The 17398-nt window shown below is 74.9% G+C and carries 12 protein-coding genes; 7 read left to right on the top strand and 5 right to left on the bottom strand.

Translation table 11 applies throughout. The features are described 5' to 3' along the window. On the top strand, nucleotides 1–1969 hold a 1969-nt coding region (locus ACWEJ6_RS46090), incomplete at its 5' end, for an SbcC/MukB-like Walker B domain-containing protein (protein ID WP_452431714.1). A 16-nt stretch (nucleotides 1970–1985) separates the two neighbouring features. Here ACWEJ6_RS46090 and ACWEJ6_RS46085 read toward each other — a convergent pair. Further along, complete coding sequence (locus ACWEJ6_RS46085) at nucleotides 1986–3035, bottom strand: LacI family DNA-binding transcriptional regulator (RefSeq protein WP_452431713.1); 1050 nt, start codon at nucleotides 3033–3035, stop codon at nucleotides 1986–1988. A 75-nt stretch (nucleotides 3036–3110) separates the two neighbouring features. On the opposite strand from ACWEJ6_RS46085, the gene ACWEJ6_RS46080 reads away from it, so the two are divergent. After that, nucleotides 3111–3305 carry a hypothetical protein gene (locus ACWEJ6_RS46080; RefSeq protein WP_352357102.1) on the top strand — a complete coding sequence of 65 codons (195 nt, stop codon included), beginning with the start codon at nucleotides 3111–3113 and terminating at the stop codon, nucleotides 3303–3305. Nucleotides 3306–3919: 614 nt separating this feature from the next. Here the strand turns inward: ACWEJ6_RS46080 and ACWEJ6_RS46075 are convergent. Next, nucleotides 3920–4546, bottom strand: a complete 627-nt coding sequence (locus ACWEJ6_RS46075; protein WP_387665295.1) for an HAD family hydrolase — start codon at nucleotides 4544–4546, stop codon at nucleotides 3920–3922. 129 nt (nucleotides 4547–4675) lie between these two features. Between ACWEJ6_RS46075 and ACWEJ6_RS46070 the strand changes: the two genes are divergently transcribed. Together ACWEJ6_RS46070 and ACWEJ6_RS46065 are read left to right on the top strand one after the other, a co-directional pair. After that, the gene (locus ACWEJ6_RS46070) at nucleotides 4676–5965 is read left to right on the top strand and encodes an MFS transporter (RefSeq protein ID WP_452431712.1); all 1290 of its coding nucleotides are present in this window, start codon (nucleotides 4676–4678) and stop codon (nucleotides 5963–5965) included. A 74-nt stretch (nucleotides 5966–6039) separates the two neighbouring features. Next, entirely contained in the window at nucleotides 6040–7356 is a 1317-nt protein-coding gene (locus ACWEJ6_RS46065; RefSeq protein ID WP_452431711.1) for an NAD(P)/FAD-dependent oxidoreductase, read from the top strand. Nucleotides 7357–7375: 19 nt separating this feature from the next. On the opposite strand, the gene ACWEJ6_RS46060 is transcribed toward ACWEJ6_RS46065, so the two are convergent. Genes ACWEJ6_RS46060 through ACWEJ6_RS46050 form a run of 3 tightly spaced genes read right to left on the bottom strand, consistent with a single transcriptional unit; the run spans nucleotide 7376 to nucleotide 12995 of the window. Then, nucleotides 7376–10423, bottom strand: a complete 3048-nt coding sequence (locus tag ACWEJ6_RS46060; protein ID WP_452431710.1) for a chromosome partitioning protein ParA — start codon at nucleotides 10421–10423, stop codon at nucleotides 7376–7378. Between the two features lie 44 nt (nucleotides 10424–10467). Next, the gene (locus ACWEJ6_RS46055) at nucleotides 10468–11799 is read right to left on the bottom strand and encodes a hypothetical protein (RefSeq protein WP_452431709.1); all 1332 of its coding nucleotides are present in this window, start codon (nucleotides 11797–11799) and stop codon (nucleotides 10468–10470) included. Next, nucleotides 11796–12995, bottom strand: a complete 1200-nt coding sequence (locus ACWEJ6_RS46050) for a hypothetical protein (protein ID WP_387664334.1) — start codon at nucleotides 12993–12995, stop codon at nucleotides 11796–11798. The genes ACWEJ6_RS46055 and ACWEJ6_RS46050 overlap by 4 nt, the downstream gene beginning before the upstream one ends. 151 nt (nucleotides 12996–13146) lie before the next feature. Here ACWEJ6_RS46050 and ACWEJ6_RS46045 point away from each other — a divergent pair, with 151 nt between their 5' ends. Genes ACWEJ6_RS46045 through ACWEJ6_RS46035 form a run of 3 tightly spaced genes read left to right on the top strand, consistent with a single transcriptional unit; the run spans nucleotide 13147 to nucleotide 17389 of the window. Further along, nucleotides 13147–15282 carry a fibronectin type III domain-containing protein gene (locus tag ACWEJ6_RS46045; RefSeq protein ID WP_452431708.1) on the top strand — a complete coding sequence of 712 codons (2136 nt, stop codon included), beginning with the start codon at nucleotides 13147–13149 and terminating at the stop codon, nucleotides 15280–15282. 13 nt (nucleotides 15283–15295) lie between these two features. Next, the gene (locus ACWEJ6_RS46040) at nucleotides 15296–16288 is read left to right on the top strand and encodes an AAA family ATPase (RefSeq protein WP_449916698.1); all 993 of its coding nucleotides are present in this window, start codon (nucleotides 15296–15298) and stop codon (nucleotides 16286–16288) included. Beyond that, the gene (locus ACWEJ6_RS46035; RefSeq protein ID WP_452431707.1) at nucleotides 16289–17389 is read left to right on the top strand and encodes a DUF58 domain-containing protein; all 1101 of its coding nucleotides are present in this window, start codon (nucleotides 16289–16291) and stop codon (nucleotides 17387–17389) included. Nucleotides 17390–17398 lie beyond the last annotated feature (9 nt).

The raw sequence follows: 17398 nt of genomic DNA, 5'->3' as shown, positions 1-17398 counted from the left end.
GCTCGGGCACCCGCTGCAGGCCCTGGTTCGGCGGGAACCAGACCAGGTCGGGCAGGTCGTCGGCCGCGCAGCCCTCGCCGCCGAGCTGGAGTCGGCCGCCGCCGCCCACCAGGTGCTGGTGGACCGCGCCCAGGAGACCCGCGAACGCTGGCTCGACCTGCGTCAGGCCAGGATCGACGGCATGGCGGCCGAGCTGGCCCGCGACCTGGCCGACGGGCGTCCGTGCGCGGTCTGCGGCTCCGAGCACCACCCCGTGCCCGCCGCCGCGGCCCCCAGCGCGCCCTCGCCCGACGACGAGCACGCCGCCGAGACGGCCCACGAGGCGGCCGCCGCCGACCGGGAGGCCGCCGAACGCGCTCTGGCCTCCATCGAGTCCCGGCTCGCCGACGCCTCGGAGGCCACCCAGGGGCTGTCCGCCGACACCGCCGCCGGGCACGTGCTCGCGGCCGAGGAGGAACTGGCCCGGCTGCGATCGGTCGCCGACCGCGAGCCCGCCCTCGCCGACGCGCTCGACCGCCTCGAAGGCGACCGCGACCACGTCCGCGACCGGGCCAGGGAGATCGCCGAGGCGCTCGCCGCCCACCACGCCCACCGCACCCGGCTCACCGCCGAACGCACCCGTCTGCACACCCGTCTCGCCCAGACCCTGCACCCCGAGACCCTCCTCTCCGAGCGTCCGCTCACGGCAGACGCCCTTCCCGAGACCCCGGACGGGGTCGACGGGAGGCGGGTGCTGGCCGCGGCCGAGGAGGAGCTGCGGCGGCTGGCCGCGGTGGCGGCCAAGGAGGCGGGGCTCGCGGCCGAGGTGGCCGCGCTCGGCCGCGAACGTGCCGAGCTGGAGGAGCGCGGACGCCGCGTCGCGGCGCGGGTGGCGGCCGGCCGTACCAGACATGAGGAGCTGAGCGCGGACGCCGGACGGCTGGGCGCGCGGCTCGACGCGGCCCGGGGCGGCGACCCGACCCTGACGGCCCGCCTGTCCAGGCTGCACGACGAGGCAGAGCTGCTGCGCGAGGCGCTGGAGGCCACCAGGGCGGCGGTCGCGGCGGCCGCCGAGCTCGACGCCGCGGCCGAGGCGGCCGGGCGGGCGGCGGCCGAGGCGGGGTTCGCCGACGTGCGGGAGGCCGAGGAGGCGTACCGGAGCCCGGCCGAGCGGGAGGGCAAGGCGGAGCTGCTGCGACGGCTCGACGACCAGCACGCCGCCGTCACCGCCCTGCTCGCCGACCCCGAGCTGATCGCCGCGGCCGCCGAGCCCGCGCCCGATCTGGCGGCCGCCGAGGCCGGCAGAGACGCGGCGGAGGAGGCGCACACGAGGCTGGCGAGCGAGCGCGACCGCGCGGCGGCCAGAGCCGCCCGCCTCGCCGAGCTGCGCGAGGAGCTGGCCGCGCGCATCGAGCGGTGGCGTCCCGCGGCCGAGCGGCACCGGCTGGCCGAACGCATGGCGGCGCTGGCCTCGGGCACGTCCGGCGACAACCAGTGGAACATGAGCCTGACGTCGTTCGTGCTGGGGGAGCGGCTCAGGCAGGTGGTCGACGCCGCCAACGAGCGCCTCGACCACATGTCGTCCGGCCGCTACCTGCTCCGGCACGACCTGCGCAAGACCGCCGGATCCCGGGCGCGGTCCGGCGGCGGCCTGGGCCTGAAGGTGGCCGACGCCTGGACCGGGGTCGACCGCGACCCGGCGACCCTGTCGGGCGGCGAGAGCTTCATCACCTCGCTCGCGCTCGCGCTCGGCCTGGCCGACGTGGTCACGGCGGAGGCGGGCGGCGCGGAGGCCGGCACGCTGTTCGTGGACGAGGGCTTCGGCACCCTCGATGAGGACACCCTCGACGACGTGCTCGACATCCTCGACGGGCTGCGCGACGGCGGACGCGCGGTCGGCATCGTCAGCCACGTCGGCGAGCTGCGCACCCGGATCCCCGTGCAGCTCAAGGTGGGCAAGACCCGCAGGGGGTCGACCCTGGTCAGCTAAGCGGTCAGCTAAGCGGTCAGCTGGGCGGCGGCGCGGTCGAGGCCCGCACGATCAGCTCGTACGGGAACAGCCGCCGCTCCGGCCGGGCCGCGGCCCCCGACAGCAGCAGCCGCCCGGCCGCCTCCCCGATCTCCTGCTTGGCCTGCCGGATCGTGGTGAGCCCCGCCTCCCGCGCCGCGCTGTCGGAGAACCCGACGACCGACAGCTCGCCCGGCACGTCGAGGCCCAGGTCGGCGGCGGCGTCGAGGACGCCGAGGGCGAGCACGTCGGTGTTGGTCAGGATCGCCGTGGGCCGCGGGTCCAGCCGCAGCAGCGCGTGGCCGGCCTTCCTGCCCGCCTCCCGCGAGTTCCTGGCGACCTCGTAGAACGGCACGTCGTCCCAGTCGAGGCCGGCCTGCTCGCAGGCCGTCTGGTAGCCGCCGCGCCGGGCGCGCATCGCCGCGAACACCGCGCCCTCCTGGCGGGCGCGGTCGGCCCAGCCGGTGTGGCCGTCGTCGTGCAGGCCGACCATGGCCACCGCGACCCGCCGGTGCCCGAGGCCGAGCACGTGCGCGGCGGCGGCGGCTCCGGCGGCGGGCTCGTCGATGCCGACGAACGGGTGGCCGGGCACGTACGGCTCGTCCACCACCACGACGGGCAGCTTCCTGGCCAGCACCTCGGCCAGCGCCGGATGGCCGTCGGGCAGCGAGACCACGCAGAACGCGTCGACCACCGCGTCGCGCACGGTGTCGCTGCGCCGGTCGCCGTGCGGCAGCGGCAGGATGAGCAGGCCCACGCCCGCCTCCTCGGCCGCCGTGGCGAGGCCCTGGAAGAACCCGAGCGCGTACGGGTCGGCGAAGGCGTAGGCCAGCGTCTCGCTGAACAGCAGGCCGAGCGCGCCGGCGCGGCCGAGCCGGAGTGAGCGCGCCGTCGGGTTGGGGCCCGCGTAGCCGAGCTCGTCGGCCACCTCCAGGATGCGCCGCCGCAGCCCGTCGCTGAGCTGGTCGGGCCGGGAGAAGGCGTACGACACGGTGGCGCGGGACACGCCGAGCCTGTCGGCGATCGTCTGCAGGGTGACCCTTGCCATCGTCCAACCGTATCGAACGGCCTTGCCGGTGCGTTCTTAATTGATTAAGGTCTTAATTGATTAAGGAGGAGAGAGATGGATGCCATGCAGGTTCTCGCGCACCGGACGGCGATGGGGTTCCGCGACTCGCTCGACGCGGCCCTGCCGGGGGCGCCGCGCAGGCGGGATCCGGAGCGGGTGGCCGTACGGGCCCGGCTCGCACACTCCCTACGCCGCACCGCCGACCGCCTCGACCCCACCTGCCCACCCACCCGCTACGGCGAGCTGTGACCGGTCCCCTTCCATGTGCCCCGGGTGCCGCCCCGCCGTCCCCCCGCCGGTCACCCAGATGGGACGCGCCCCGGCCGTTCGGGCTCGACCGTCGGCCCGGCGCGGTGAGCTGTGACCGGCCGCTGCTGCTCATGAGGCCAGGGCAGCCCCGATGTCGCCGCCCTGCCGGGGCGTGCAGATTGGAGGCGTCCTGGCCATTCGGGTTCGTCCGTCCGCCCGGCGCGGCGAAGTGCGGCTGCCCGCTTCCCATGAGAAGCGGGCGGCCCGCTGCCTGGCGGTCGCCCCTACCTGAGCCCCCGGCCGTTCGGGCTCGACCGTCGGCCCGGTGCGGCGAGCTGTGAGCGGCCCTTCTCATGAGGCCGGGGCAGCCCCGATGTCCCCTCTGCCCGTCGCCCCGACCCGAGGCTTCCCGGCCGACCGGGCTGGACCGTTCGGCCGGTGCGGCGAGGTGTGATCGGCCCTCGTGAGACCCGGGCAGCCCCTGTTTCCTCGCGTCTTCCATCGCCTCGGCCCGGTTGCCCGTCCCTTGCCTCCGCCGGGGAGGCGGGGCGTCGGGAGGCGGGGTGCCACGTAGGACGGGAGTCCGGTGGGGGCGTTGAGAGGGGTGGGTGGGGTCAGGGGAGGGTGGCTATCAGGTCGGGGATGGTGGTGGGGTCGTGGAAGAGGGTGGCGCCGAGGCCGGACAGGCGTGAGGGTGGCGTCAGACCGCCCGCGAAGGCCAGGCAGCGCATCCCCGCGCTCATCGCCGCCCGCACCCCGAACGGGCTGTCCTCGATCACCACGCACCCCTCCGGCGCGGCCCCCATCGTCGCCGCGGCGTGCAGGAACAGGTCGGGGGCGGGCTTGCCGCGGGCGACGTCCTCGGCGCTGAAGACGCGGCCGTCGAAACGCCGGGCCAGACCGGTGAGCTCCAGGCTGTTGCGGACGTTGGCGTGCCGGCCGTTGGAGGCCACGCAGTAGGGGATGTCCAGGCGGTCGAGGGCGGACTCGATGCCCTCGATGGCGCGCAGCTCGGCCTCCATCGCGGCCAGGTACTCCTGGGTGATCTGGTCGTGCCAGCCCGGGGGCGTCTCGCCGACCTGCTCGTCCCAGTACTCGTTGCTGCAGCCGACGAAGCGCTCGGCGTACTCGCTCTCGTCGATCGTCCAGCCCAGGCGGCGCAGGGCGGCGGTGCCCACGCGCACCGAGATGCGCTCGCTGTCCACGAGTACCCCGTCACAGTCGAAGATGACCAGTTCCACGGCCAAGGTGCGGTCCTCCCAAAAGGCGACGTTTGCCGACGAATCTATCGGGCGGCTGTGTGACATTGCGCAGGTGGTAGCGTCGTTGTACCGCTTGACAAGATGTCAGTCCGGATAGTGAGACATGAAGTGAAGACTTCCCCCCGGGTCTCGGCGCCCAGCACGACCAGGATCGCCATGGCCAGCCTCATGGGCACCGCGATCGAGTTCTACGACTTCTACATCTACGGGACCGCCGCCGCGCTGGTGCTCAACACCGCGTTCTTCCCCGGCATGGACCCCGTGGCCGGCCGATTGGCCGCGTTCTCGACGTTCGCGGTGGCGTTCGTCTCGCGTCCGCTCGGCTCCGCGGTGTTCGGTCACTGGGGCGACCGCGTCGGGCGCAAGTCGATGCTGGTCGTCTCGCTGCTGGTGATGGGCCTGTCCACGGTGGCGATCGGCCTGCTGCCGGGGTACGCGGCCATCGGCGTGGCCGCGCCCGTGCTGCTGGTGCTGCTGCGCTTCACCCAGGGCATCGGCCTCGGCGGCGAGTGGGGCGGCGCGGCGCTGCTGGCCACCGAGCACGCCCCGCCCGGCAGGCGCGGCCTGTACGCGATGTTCCCCCAGCTCGGCCCCGCGGCCGGGTTCATCGTGGCCAACGGGCTGTTCCTGATCCTCGGCGAGACGCTGACCGACGAGCAGTTCGGCGGCTGGGGCTGGCGGCTGCCGTTCGTGGCCAGCCTGCTCCTCGTGGTCGTCGGCCTGTACGTGCGGCTGCGGATCTCCGAGACGCCGGTCTTCCGGGCCGCCCTCGACCAGCGCCGCATCGCCAAGGTGCCGTTCGCCGGGCTGATGCGCCACCAGTGGCGGCGGGTGCTGCTCGCCGCCGGGGCGATGACCGTCGCCTACACGCTCTTCTACACCGCCACCACCTACTGCCTGTCCTACGGCACCGCCACCCTCGGCATCCCGAAGACCACCATGCTGACCCTGACCATGGTCGGCGTGCTGTTCATGGCGGCGGGCACGGTCGTCTCGGCGGTGGTCAGCGACCGGCTGGGCCGCCGCCGCACCCTGCTCACCGGCACGGCCGTCGCCGTCGTGTGGGGGCTGGTGATGTTCCCGCTGATGGAGACCGGGTCGGTCGTCCTGGCCGGGGTGGCGCTGGCCGGCGCGCTCGGGCTGATGGGGCTGATCTTCGGGCCGATGGGGGCGTACCTGCCCGAGTTGTTCAGGACGGAGTTCCGCTACAGCGGCGCCTCGGTCGCCTACAGCCTCGGCGGCGTGCTGGGCGGGGCGGTGCCGCCGCTGGTCGCCACCAGCCTGCAGACCAGCGGCCTCGGCGTCATGGGCGTCGGCCTCTACGTCTCGGCGATGGCCCTGCTGAGCCTGCTCTGCCTGCTCGCCCTGCCGGAGACCGGCGACATCTCCCTGCGATGAACCCGGTTCTCCTGTCACATCCGCCGGGGCTGTCCCGTCCTCCTGGTGAAGAGCCTGATGAGGAGGAGCGGACGATGAGCAAGCACATTCTGATCGTCGGCGGTGGATATGTCGGGATGTACGCGGCCCGCGGGCTGCGGCGGCTGATCCGGTCGGGTGAGGTGACGGTCACCGTGGTCGACCCGCGGGGGTACATGACGTACCAGCCGTTCCTGGCCGAGGCGGTCGGCGGGACGATCGAGCCCCGCCACGTCGTCGCCCCGCTCAACCGGGTGCTCAAGGGCGCGCGCGTGCTCACCGGCCACGTCACCCGCGTCGACCACGAGGCCCGCACCGCGCGGTTCCAGCCGGTCCAGGGGCCGGCCAGGACGCTCACGTACGACATCCTCGTGATGGCGGCCGGGTCGATCACCCGCGCGCTGCCCATCCCCGGGCTGGCCGAGCACGCGGTCGGGTTCAAGAGCCTCGGCGAGGCCGTGCACCTGCGCAACCACGTCCTGGCCCAGCTCGCCGCGGCCGCCTCGACCGACGACCCGCTGGTACGGCGCAGGGCGCTGACGTTCGTGGTGGTCGGCGGCGGGTTCTCGGGCGTCGAGGCGCTGGCCGAGATGCAGGGGCTGGCCGACGAGGCCCTGCGCTACCACGACGGGATCGAGCCAGCCGACCTGAGCTGGACCCTGGTCGAGGCGACCGGCGGCATCCTGCCCGAACTCCACCCCGGCCTCGGCCGCTGGACCGTGGACGCGCTGCGCGCCCGCGGCGTGGACGTGCGGCTGGAGACCCGGCTGAACTCGGCCGAGGGCGGCATGGCCCGGCTGTCGGACGGCACGTCGCTGGAGGCCGGGACGCTGGTGTGGGCGGCCGGCGGCCGGCCCAGCCCGCTCGCCGCCGACAGCGGGCTGCCCGTGGACGAGGCCGGACGGCTGCGGGCCACCGAATACCTGACGGTGGCCGGGCTGGCGGACGCGTTCACGGCCGGCGACGGCGCGGCGGTGCCCGACCTGACCCGTCCGGGCCGGTTCACCGCGCCCAACGCCCAGCACGCGGTGCGCCAGGCCAAGCTGCTCGCCCGCAACCTGGCGGCCCACGTCAGGGGAGGCCGGCTGAAGGCGTACCGGCACGCGTATCTGGGGTCGGTGGCCGGGCTCGGCCACCACCAGGGCGTGGCGCAGGTGCACGCGATCCGGCTGACCGGGTTCCTGGGGTGGCTGGCGCACCGGGCGTACCACCTGGCTTGGGTGCCGACGTTCAACCACAAGGCGCGGGTGCTGGCGGACTGGGGGCTGTCGATGGTGTTCCGGCGGGAGGCCGTGCAGCTCACGGCCGTCGAGCACGCGGGGGAGGACTTCCGCCGGGCCCTGGCGGCCGACGACCTCGGCCGCGCCGCCTGACCCGCCCTCCCCGCGCCCGCTACACCGGCTGCTCGACCGGCCGGCTGACCGGCTGGCCGCGGTCGACGTACGCGGCCAGCGCGCGCACCCGCTCGGCGTGCTGGTCGTGGCCGACGATCACCGGCGGCTCGTTGTACGGCATCGCGTCCGACGACCGCCGCAGCTTGACGTACTGGCCGCAGGCGTCGATCGCGTACGGCTCCATGTCGTCCTGGAGCGCGCCGATCACCGTGATGCCGTACGTCTCGCCGATCCGCCGGAACAGCGCGACCGCCTCCCTGCGGTGCTCCTTGCCCAGGTTGCGGCCGAGCTCGTCGAGCACCAGGCACAGATGGCCGCCGCCGGAGGAGGCGATGGCCGCCGCGCACACCAGCTTGACGGCCTTCTCGTCCATGAGCGCGGTGTTGGCCCGCCGGTTGTACGGCACGAACCCCTGCCCCTCGCCGCGCCGCCACTTCGGCGTCACCCGCCACTGCCAGCGCTGCTCGGGGTCGGCGGGCGCGGGCGGCACCGGGAACTCCAGCGTCGCGCCGTAGCCGCCGTAGGAGGTGTCGAGCTTCTCGAACTCCTCGGCCACCCGCGTCAGCCTCGCCTTGATCGCCGCTGTCAGCGCCGCCCGGTGGACGGCCGTGGACTGCGCCGCCTCCTCCGCGCCCCGGGCCGCCGCCGCCAGGTCGCGCTGCCGGGTGACGACCTGCGCCTCGATCTGCCGCCGCTGGTGCTTCTCGTACTCCTCCTGGCCGCGCAGGTAGGAGGCCAGCGATCCGCACACCGCCGCGAACGTCGCCTGCTCGCGCGCCGTGCTGCCGCCCCGCTCCGACAGCAGGAACGCCAGCTCCTCCGGGATCTCGGCGTCCTCCTCGGGGAAGGTGTCGCGCAGCGCCTGGTCGAAGTGGCGTTCGGCGACGCGCCACCACTCCTCGGCCGCGCGCGGACGCTCCTCCTCCGGCAGCGCCGCGATCCACTCGCGGGCGGTCTCCACCGTGCCGCCCCAGTCGGCGGCCAGCGCGTCGAGCCGCAGCGCCTCGCGCTCGGCGGTGACCTTGGCCTCCTGCTCGCGGGCCTGCGCCCGCTCGCTCTCGTGCCGCTGCCGCCGCCCGTCGAGCCGCTCGATCTCCATGTCGCGGGTACGGGCCCGGAAGTCGAGCGCGCCCGCCTGCCGCTCGGCCTCGGCGACCTTCGGCGCCAGCTCCTCGATCGCCGCGTTGAGCCCGACCAGCCGGTCGCGCCGCTCGGCCAGCCTGGCCTCCAGCTCCGCCAGCCGCACCCCGGCCCGCGCGCCCTCCAGCCGCCGCTGCGCCTCGGCGACGGCCTCCTCGGCCTCGCGCACCACCTCCGCGGCACTCTCCTGGGCGTCTTCGGCGCGGTTGAGCCGCTGGCCGGCGGCCTTGATGCGGGCCTCCCGCCCGGTCGCCACCCCGTCGAACGCCCCCACCACGCTCACCCCGGCCGCGCTGACCAGCACGGACCCGGGCAGGTCGGCCAGGGCTCGCGCCGCCTCGCCGAGCCGCGCGGCGTCGACGATGACGGCGTGCTCGTGCGGCCAGCCGCGCAGGCGGGCGCCGGGAAGGGCGGCGTCGCGGGCCTGCTCGGCCACGTCGAGGGCGTCGAGCAGGCCGGTCGCCCCGACACCCGCCGCCGACAGCGCGTCGAGCTGGGCCGCGGCCGGGCCGCCCTCGGCGTCGTCGAGCGCCGCCCGCGCCGAGGACACCTCCTGGTCGGCCACGCCGAGCGCCTTGAGCGCCTCGTTGAGCCGGAGCCCGGCCTGCCGCAGCTCGGCCTCGGCGGCGGGCACGTCGCGTCCGTCGGCGAACCTGCGGGTCTCCTCCAGCGCCGGGATCGCGGCGCGCAGCTCGTCGGCGGAGTTCTCGGCCACCGCGCGGTCGGCGTCGAGCTTGGTGGTACGGGCCTGCAGGGCGGCCAGCTCCTTGCGGGCCTGGGACACCTGGCGGTCGAGGGTGTCCTCGCGCAGCGTGGCGATCTCGGCCTTGACCAGCGCGATCTCCTCGGTCGCCGACTCGCCCGCGGCGCGGTGGCGGCCGAGGTCGGCGGCCAGCAACTCGTCCTTGGCGGCGGCGTCGGCGAGCTTGCGCGCCTGCCTGCCGCGCCAGCAGCGCAACGCCTCGGCCAGGCGCACCCGGGCCTGGTCGCGGCGGTCGAACGTGCCGAGCAGCGCCTTGGACTCCACCTCGAACTCGGCCAGCCGGTCGGCCGCCTGCGCCGCCCGCACCCGTTTGGCGTGCTCGTCGCGCCGGGCCTCGCGCTCCTGCTCCAGCTCGGCGTCGAGGCCGGTGAGCGCCGCGATGGCCTCGAAGACGCGCTCGGGGGAGATCTCGTTGAGCGGCTGGGAGAGCAGGTTGGTGGCGACCTTGCTGCGCACGGACGTGGACAGGAACGACACGCACCTGACCCGGTCGCCGTAGAGCACCTTGGTCAGGTCGCGGGCCACGACGTCGCGCTTGCCCGCCGACCTCGGCAGCGACGCCCAGATCTCGTCGGCCCGCGCCACCCGCTCGGCCTCGGACGGCGAGGCGGCCAGATGGACGCCCTCCCGCCAGCGGATCTCCAGGTGCGGAGCCTCCTGGTTGACCTTGAGCCACACGGTGATCGCGCCGCCCGAGGTGTCGGGCACCTCGAACAGCTCCCCGCTGTCCTGCTCGCCCTCCTCGCCCGCCTCGGTCAGGGTGAGGCCGGGCGCGGCGACCGGCTCGGGCGGGGCCGGCGGCGGGGCGAAGGAGTCCATGCCGGGCGGGCCGAAGACGCCCACGATGTAGCCATGGTCGGCGCTCGCCCACTGGCGGGCGCCCGCGCCGCTGGCCAGCTCGGCGTTGAAGAGCAGCTCGGAGACCGCCTTGGCGCCCGAGGCGAAGCGCCACTGCTCGTCGCCGAGCAGCGCCGTGATCGAGGCGATGAACGACGACTTGCCCGCGCCGTTGGAGTCTTTGGGGCCCGCGCCCGCGACGACGATGAGCGTGCCGGGGACCGTGGGCACCGGATGGGTCGAGAGCCGTGAGATGTTGACCGCCTGCACGGCGATCAGCACCCGGTCTCCGACGACGTTCTCCATCTGCGACACCCGAACCCCCGTAACCCTTCCATCTGTCATGACGTTCACTGCGCCGACCTGCGGGCGCGCACGGCCGCCGCGAGCGGCGTGTGCGGGCCGGCGGCGAGGATCAGCTCCTCCTGCAGCCGCCGCCGGGCCGCCGGCGTGAGCCGGTGGAACTGCGGGCCGGGGACGTAGCCGCCCGCCTCCTCGCCGGCCTTCACCTGGGCCAGCAGACCGGCGTGCCGCAGCGTGCGCAGCGCCGACTCCAGCTCGCCGATCGGGACCTGGGTGTGGCGGCGCAGCTCCTCGACCGGGGTGGGGTGCGGCGACAGCCAGGAGTCCTCCGGAAGCAGGCCCTCGGCCCGGGGGATCGCGACAGAGTGGACCAGCACCAGCGTCAGCACCGCCCGCTCGCTCACGCCGAGCCCCGCGCCCTGCGCGACCGCCGGCGGGCGATCCGCCGCCGCCGCGCCCGCCGTCTCCAGGGCCGCCTCCGGCTCGGGGGCGGGGGACGGGGGCTGGGCCAGGGCGGCCGTGCAGGTGTCGTCGTAGCCCGAGGTCCAGCGTTCGCGCAGCTGGATGAGGACGCGGCCGCGGCGGGCCAGCATCTCGCCCAGCGTGTGGCGCAGCGCCGGGTCGCGCAGCGCGGCGAAGCGGCCCTCGGCGACCGGCTCGGCGGCGTGCTCGACCACCATGAACGCGGCCACCAGCTCGGCCCGCCGCCGCTCGTCGTAGGCGCCCAGCAGGTCGTCGAACTCGGCCACGCCGAGCTCGGCCCGCCCGCCCGCGCCGGGCAGGGGCAGGACCGCCGCGGCCACGATGTCGGCGTCGCCCACCACCGTGAGCTCCGGCCGCTCGGGCTCGGGCAGGCGGCGGACCAGCTCCTGCAACTGGGCGTGCGACTCCGCCGGCCACAGCGCGCAGCGCGGCCCGAGCGTCACCACCCCGTCGTCGAGGACGATCCACGCCGAGTCGTGCAACCGCCGCAGCGCGCCGCGCGCCCAGTTGCGCATCAGGTCGTCGGTGCGCCCGATCAGCGCCCGGTAGGTGTCGAGCACCAGCTCGACGGGCGCCGGGTCGCCGGGCCACGGATCGACGGAGAGATCGTTCCAGCAGCACTTGAGCGTGGCCGCCAGCACCCGCCGCGTCTCGCCGGCCCGCTCCACCGGGACGGCGGCGATCTGGTACTCCTCCAGCAGCGACGGTGTCACCCCGTCGGGCCACACCGGCAGCGCGTGCCCGGTGGAGTCGGGCCGGGTCAGGCGGGTCATCCCGGCGGGCGCGGGCACGCCCGCCCCCAGCCGCAGCGGCCCGCCGGAGCGCGCCCGCGCGTGGGCGAGCGCCTGACCGGCGGGCCGGCCGCGCTCGGAGGCCGGAGAACCGGTGGACGTCATGAGGTGCGCTCCAGGTAGCCGTGGGACAGCCAGGCGGGCTCGCCGTCGGGGTCGACGGTCAGGCCGTCGGACCAGGTGAGCCGGTAGGGGAGCTCGGGGCGCAGGTCGGCGGTGGTCAGGTCGGCGAGCAGGCGGCGGGCGGCGGGCCAGTCGGAGCCGATCACGTCGGCCAGCGCGACCCGCGAGGCGGCGCCGAGCAGCGACTCGGCCACCTGCGTGAGCCGCTCGACGGCGGCCCCCGGCGAGGAGTCGAGCGAGCCCTCGGGCCCGGGGTCGGGCAGCGCCGAACGCGGGGGAGTGGGCTGGACGGGAGCCGGCCGCGGCGCCTCGTCGACCGCCCGCGCGACGGCGGCCGGATCGTGCCACGGCGCGGGCGCGTCGAAGACGAACCCGTCGAGCACCGAGGCCAGCCGCTCCTTGGAGGCGGTCTGGGCGAACGTGCGCCACGTCTCGGTGGGCAGCAGCGTCAGGTTGCGGGTCGTGCCCGCCGAGTCGGCCAGGCGGCCGGCGGCGCGGCGCGAGGCGTCGCTGTAGGAGTAGATGGACGCGCGCAGGTCGGTGCAGACCCGGTCGAGCTCGGGCCAGCGGGTCAGGATCGTGCCGTGCAGGCCCTGGGCGCGCCGGGCGATCTCCTCGGTGCCCCAGAGCTTGGGGGCCTGCTCGCGCAGCTCCTCGATGGTGCCCGTGGTCAGCGTGATCAGCTCCAGGGCCCAGAGCCGGAACGCGCGCGCCAGGTTGACCGCGCTCTGCCGGGCCTCCTCGCTGGTGGTGCGGGGGTCGGCGACGTTGAGGTCCTCCAGGGCGAGCAGGCGGTGCATCTCGGACTGGCCGCCGTCGTCCATCATGCGGCGGATGAACATCAGGCCGACGACGCTGGTGAACGAGGCGCGGTAGCGGAGCTGGTTGGGCTTGGGGAACACCTCGCGGATCGCGCCGAGCCCCTTGAGCACCCGTAGCCGGTTGTCGAACTGGTCGCTGGGGTAGGCCCGGCAGGCGAAGCGCATCTGCTCGTGCGTCAGCCACTCCTCGCCCGCCTCGGCGAACGCCGCGAACAGCGTCTCGGCGATGTCGACCAGGGCGGGGTCGTCGACCACCGCGCCGCTGTCGCGGGCCAGCGCGGCGAACATGCGGCGGTAGGTCGACAGCACCGCCTCCTCGGAGAGGGCGGCGTCGAGGGTCAGGGGCTGTTCGGACACGCGCACTAAGGTACGGCTTCACACCGACAGACACGGAACCCGGCGCGGGCTACCAGCCGGTACGGACGCGGATGGGACTCCTGCCCGCTAGGGTGATCCAGGTTAAAGCGGGGCAAACTCTCTGTGATCGCACATACGGGGTGAGTAACGGTTGTCCATCCGTATGCTCGGCGGGGACCGGGCGACGGCCCTGATGGCCGGTGGGGCGGCCATGCTCCTGGTGGCCGCGGCGGCGTGGTTCGGCGTGGGCGTCTCCAGCGCCAATCCGGAGCTGGCCGACGTCGGCGCGTGGCTGTGGACCAAGGCCAAGGGCAGGGTCGTGCACGTGAACGGCCTGTCGGGCGAGGTGGACGGCTACCTCGACGACAAGGCCGGCAAGCAGTTGCGCGTCGTCCAGGACGGCACGAACGTGCTGCTCGTCGACGACCGCACCGGCTTCGTCAGCCGGGTCGAGCCCAGCCAGCTCACCGTCACCCAGACCCGCGACCTCGGCGCGGCCGGGACGCAGCTCGCCGTCTCCGGCGGCACGGCCTACGCCGTCGATCCGGCGGCGGGCCGCGTCCAGCGCATCGACCCGGTCACGCTGAACGCCGTGGGCGCGCCCGTCACCCTGCCCGGCCCGCTCGGCGCGGCCAGGATCGACGGCGGCGGCAGGCTCTGGGTGCCGGTGACCGCCAGGGGCCAGGTCGTGCCGGTGTCCGGCGGCGTCGCCGCGACCCCCATCAAGGTGGGCGAACCGGGCGAGGAACTGGCCGTGACCATCGCCGGCGGCCTGCCCGTCGTGGTCAACACGCGGGCCGCCACCGCCGTCACCGTCGGCGCGGACGGCGGCGTCGGCGAGATCGCCCTGCCCAAGGAGGTCGCGCGGGCGGCCAAGGGCGGCGTGCTCACCCCGGCCTCGACCGAGGGCCCGCTCGTCCCGGTGCTGACGCCGGGCGGCTCGGGGCTGCTCGTCGTGCTCGACACCTCCTCCAACGCCGTGCTCAGCACCAGGTTCGCGACCGGCGACCCGGCCGGGCTCGGGGTGCCGCAGGTGCTCGGGTCGAAGGTGTACGTACCGGACAAGAGCCGTGGCGCGCTGATCGTCTGGGACAGCGCCGCCGGCGGGCGGCCCACCACCCTCCAGGTGGCGGACGGGCCGGGCCCGGTGGACGTGTTCGTCAAGGACGGCCTGCTCTGGGCCAACGACGAGAACGGCGACAAGGCCCTGGTCATCGACCCCGAGGGCCGCAAGCACGACGTGGACAAGGACGACTCCGACGTACCGGGGCCGACCAACCCCCCCAAGCCCAAGCAGACCCCGCGCCCCGACCCCACGATCCCCGATCCGCCGCCGGACGATCCGCCCGAGACCAGCGAACCCGACCCGACCAGGACGAAGCAGACCGAGCGGCCCCGCCACCCGGCCAGGACGGCCACGCCGACCCCTGCGACCACCCCGACCCCGACCCCGACCCCGACGCCCACCGCCGCCCCCGGCGCGCCCGGCGCGGTGACCGCGCGGTCGGGCCCCGGCCGGGTGACCGTCACCTTCAGCCCGTCCACCGGCGGCAAGGTCGAGCGTTACACGCTCAAGGCGTCCGGCGAGGGACGGCCGGAACCGCAGTCGGTGAACGCCGACGGGCCCTTCCAGTTCGAGTTCACCGGCGGCGACTGCGCCCAGGAGTACACCTTCGTCGTCGTCGCCCACTGGCCGGGCGGGGAGGTGGAGTCGGAGCGGAGCGCGGGGGCCAGGCCCTGCGTGGCGCCCGCGGCGCCGTCGAACTTCGCCGCCAGGCCCAGGAACCGGGGCGCCGAGCTGACCTGGAGCGCCCCCGAGAACGGCGACCCGAGCGTGACCTACCAGCTCAGCGGCGCGGTCGCGAACGACGCGATCAAGGGGACGTCGTTCAGCGTGGACGGGCTGAAGAACAACGCGAAGTACGCCTTCAAGCTCAAGGCCACGAACCAGGCGGGAGAGAGCCCGGACGTCGCCTCCGTCGAGGTGGACCTGACCTACCCGAGGCAGCAGTACAAGAACGCCAACAACAACGTGGTGGACACGCTGGTCCGCCCCGCCGCGACGAAGACCGGCGAGGCGGGCCGCATCCCGAAGGGGCAGTACGTCTCGATCACCGTCATCTGCCAGGTCAAGGGCCAGAGCGTCACGGAGGACGAGAGCAAGGAGACCAGCGACGTCTGGAACAGGATCGAGTGGAACGGCGGCGTGGCCTATCTGAGCGAGACGCTCATGACCACGCCCCGCGGCTCGTTCCCGGCGCCGCCGCTCTTCGAGTGCACCGACTGAGGAGGGGGACCGGTTGACCCAGTACAACTACCCGGACCAGGTGGCCCAGCAGCCCGCCGCCCTGGCCGGCCAGTTCGCCCAGCGGTTCCAGCTCCTGGCCGGCAACATCGAGCGCGTCGTCCGCGGCAAGCGCGAGGCCGTCGAACTGGCCCTGATCTGCCTGTTCGCCGAGGGCCACCTGCTCGTCGAGGACGTCCCGGGCACCGGCAAGACCACCCTCGCCCGCTCGGTCGCGGCCAGCGTGGACGCCGAGTGGCGGCGCATCCAGTTCACCCCCGACCTGCTGCCGAGCGACATCACCGGCGTGTCGATCTTCAACCAGGCGCACCAGAAGTTCGAGTTCCACCAGGGCCCGGTGTTCGCCAACATCGTGCTCGCCGACGAGATCAACCGGGCCTCGCCCAAGACCCAGTCGGCCCTGCTGGAGGTCATGGAGGAGCGCCGGGTCACCGTGGACGCCGAGCCGCACCCGGTGCCGCGGCCGTTCCTGGTGGTGGCCACGCAGAACCCGGTGGACATGGACGGCACGTACCCGCTGCCCGAGGCCCAGCTCGACCGGTTCCTGATGAAGATCTCCGTCGGCTACCCCGACCACGTCTCGGAGGTCGAGGTGCTCAAGGGCGGGCCGACCGGGCCGCAGGTCGAGCGGCTGCCGGTGGTGGCGCGGGCGACGGACGTGGCCGGGATGATCGACTTCGCCTCCCGGATCCACGTGGCCGACCCGGTCTACGACTACATCGTCGGGCTGTGCGCGGCCACCCGTACCAGCCCGCACCTGCGGCTGGGCGCGAGCCCCCGGGGAAGCCTCGCGCTGCTGCGCGCCGCCCGCGTCAGGGCGGCCGCCGCCGGGCGCCACTACGTGGTGCCCGAGGACGTCAAGGCGCTGGCCGTCCCGGTGCTGGCGCACCGGCTGATCGTCACCCCGGAGGCCGAGCTGCGCGAGATCGGCGCGGCGTCCGCGCTCGGCGAGATCCTCGCCGGGATGCCGGTGCCGCAGGCGGCGTAGATGCGGCTCACGGCCCTGTTCACCCCGCTCGGGTGGGCCACGCTCGCGGGCTCGGCGGCGCTCTACGCGGCGGGCTTCGCCCTCGGCTACCCCGAGCCGGTCGTGCTGGCCACCGGCGGCGTGCTCGCCCTGGCCGCCGCCCTCGCCTGGACGGCCCCCGCGCCCGACCTGGAGGTGCGGCGCGAGGTGACGCCGCTCAAGGTGCCGAGGGGCGAGGCGGCGGTCGCGGTGCTGAACGTGGTCAACCGGGGCCGGCGCGGCCTGTCGGGGCTGCGCGTCCAGGACCGCGTCGGGACGTCGGAGCACCTGATCGGCCTGCCGCGGCTGCCCAGGAACGCCGCGCGCACCGTCTCCTACCCGCTGCCCACCGACGTGCGCGGCGAGATCCCGGTCGGGCCGCTGCTGCTGGTCCGGGCCGACCCGTTCGGCCTCACGCGCCGGGTGCGACGGTACGGCGACGCCGTCACCCTCCTGGTCCGCCCGCGCACCGTCGCGCTGTCCGTGCCGCCGTCCGGCCGGGCCCACCACCTGGAGGGTCCCACCAGCGACAACGCCCCCAGCGGCACCGTCACCTTCCACACCCTGCGCGAGTACGTCGTGGGCGACGACCTGCGGCACGTCCACTGGCGCTCCAGCGCCAGGACCGGCACGCTCATGGTCCGCCAGCTCATCGACGCGAGCCTGCCCACCACGACCGTCGTCCTGGACACGCGGGAGCTGACCGAACTGGCGGTCGACGCGGCGGCGTCCGTGGCGGTGGCGGCCGCCCGCGCGGGGTTCCCGGTGCGGGTGCTGGCCGGCGAGCGGGCGGCGGCCGACGCCAAGGCCGACGCCGACCCCGACGCGATCCTCGACCGGCTCGCCCTGGCGCGGCCGGGCTCGGCGGGCGTGGGGGAGATCATGCGGGTGGCGCGCGGCGGCGGGTCGCTGGTGCTGGTCACCGGTGACGCGACCGAGGCGGGACGGGCCGCGGGGGTCCGGCGGCGCTTCGACCGGGTGATCTGCGTGCTGACCGGTCCGGGGCCGGTGAGCGTGCCCGGCGTCACGGTCATCCCCCTCACCGACCTGGCCGCCCTTCCCTTCGCCTGGACCCCCCGATGACACCCCCGC

This window comes from Nonomuraea sp. NPDC004702 (assembly GCF_053601695.1).
The sequence above is the reverse complement of the archived record's forward strand: the minus strand, read 5'-3'. Positions and strand labels throughout refer to the sequence as shown.

Bases quoted from the DNA above. Each gene is read 5' to 3' on its own strand.
- ACWEJ6_RS46085 (WP_452431713.1), bottom strand. From the start codon at position 3,035: ATGGCAAGGGTCACCCTGCAGACGATCGCCGACAGGCTCGGCGTGTCC.
- ACWEJ6_RS46080 (WP_352357102.1), top strand. From the start codon at position 3,111: ATGGATGCCATGCAGGTTCTCGCGCACCGGACGGCGATGGGGTTCCGC.
- ACWEJ6_RS46065 (WP_452431711.1), top strand. From the start codon at position 6,040: ATGAGCAAGCACATTCTGATCGTCGGCGGTGGATATGTCGGGATGTAC.
- ACWEJ6_RS46060 (WP_452431710.1), bottom strand. From the start codon at position 10,423: ATGGAGAACGTCGTCGGAGACCGGGTGCTGATCGCCGTGCAGGCGGTC.
- ACWEJ6_RS46055 (WP_452431709.1), bottom strand. From the start codon at position 11,799: ATGACGTCCACCGGTTCTCCGGCCTCCGAGCGCGGCCGGCCCGCCGGT.
- ACWEJ6_RS46035 (WP_452431707.1), top strand. From the start codon at position 16,289: ATGCGGCTCACGGCCCTGTTCACCCCGCTCGGGTGGGCCACGCTCGCG.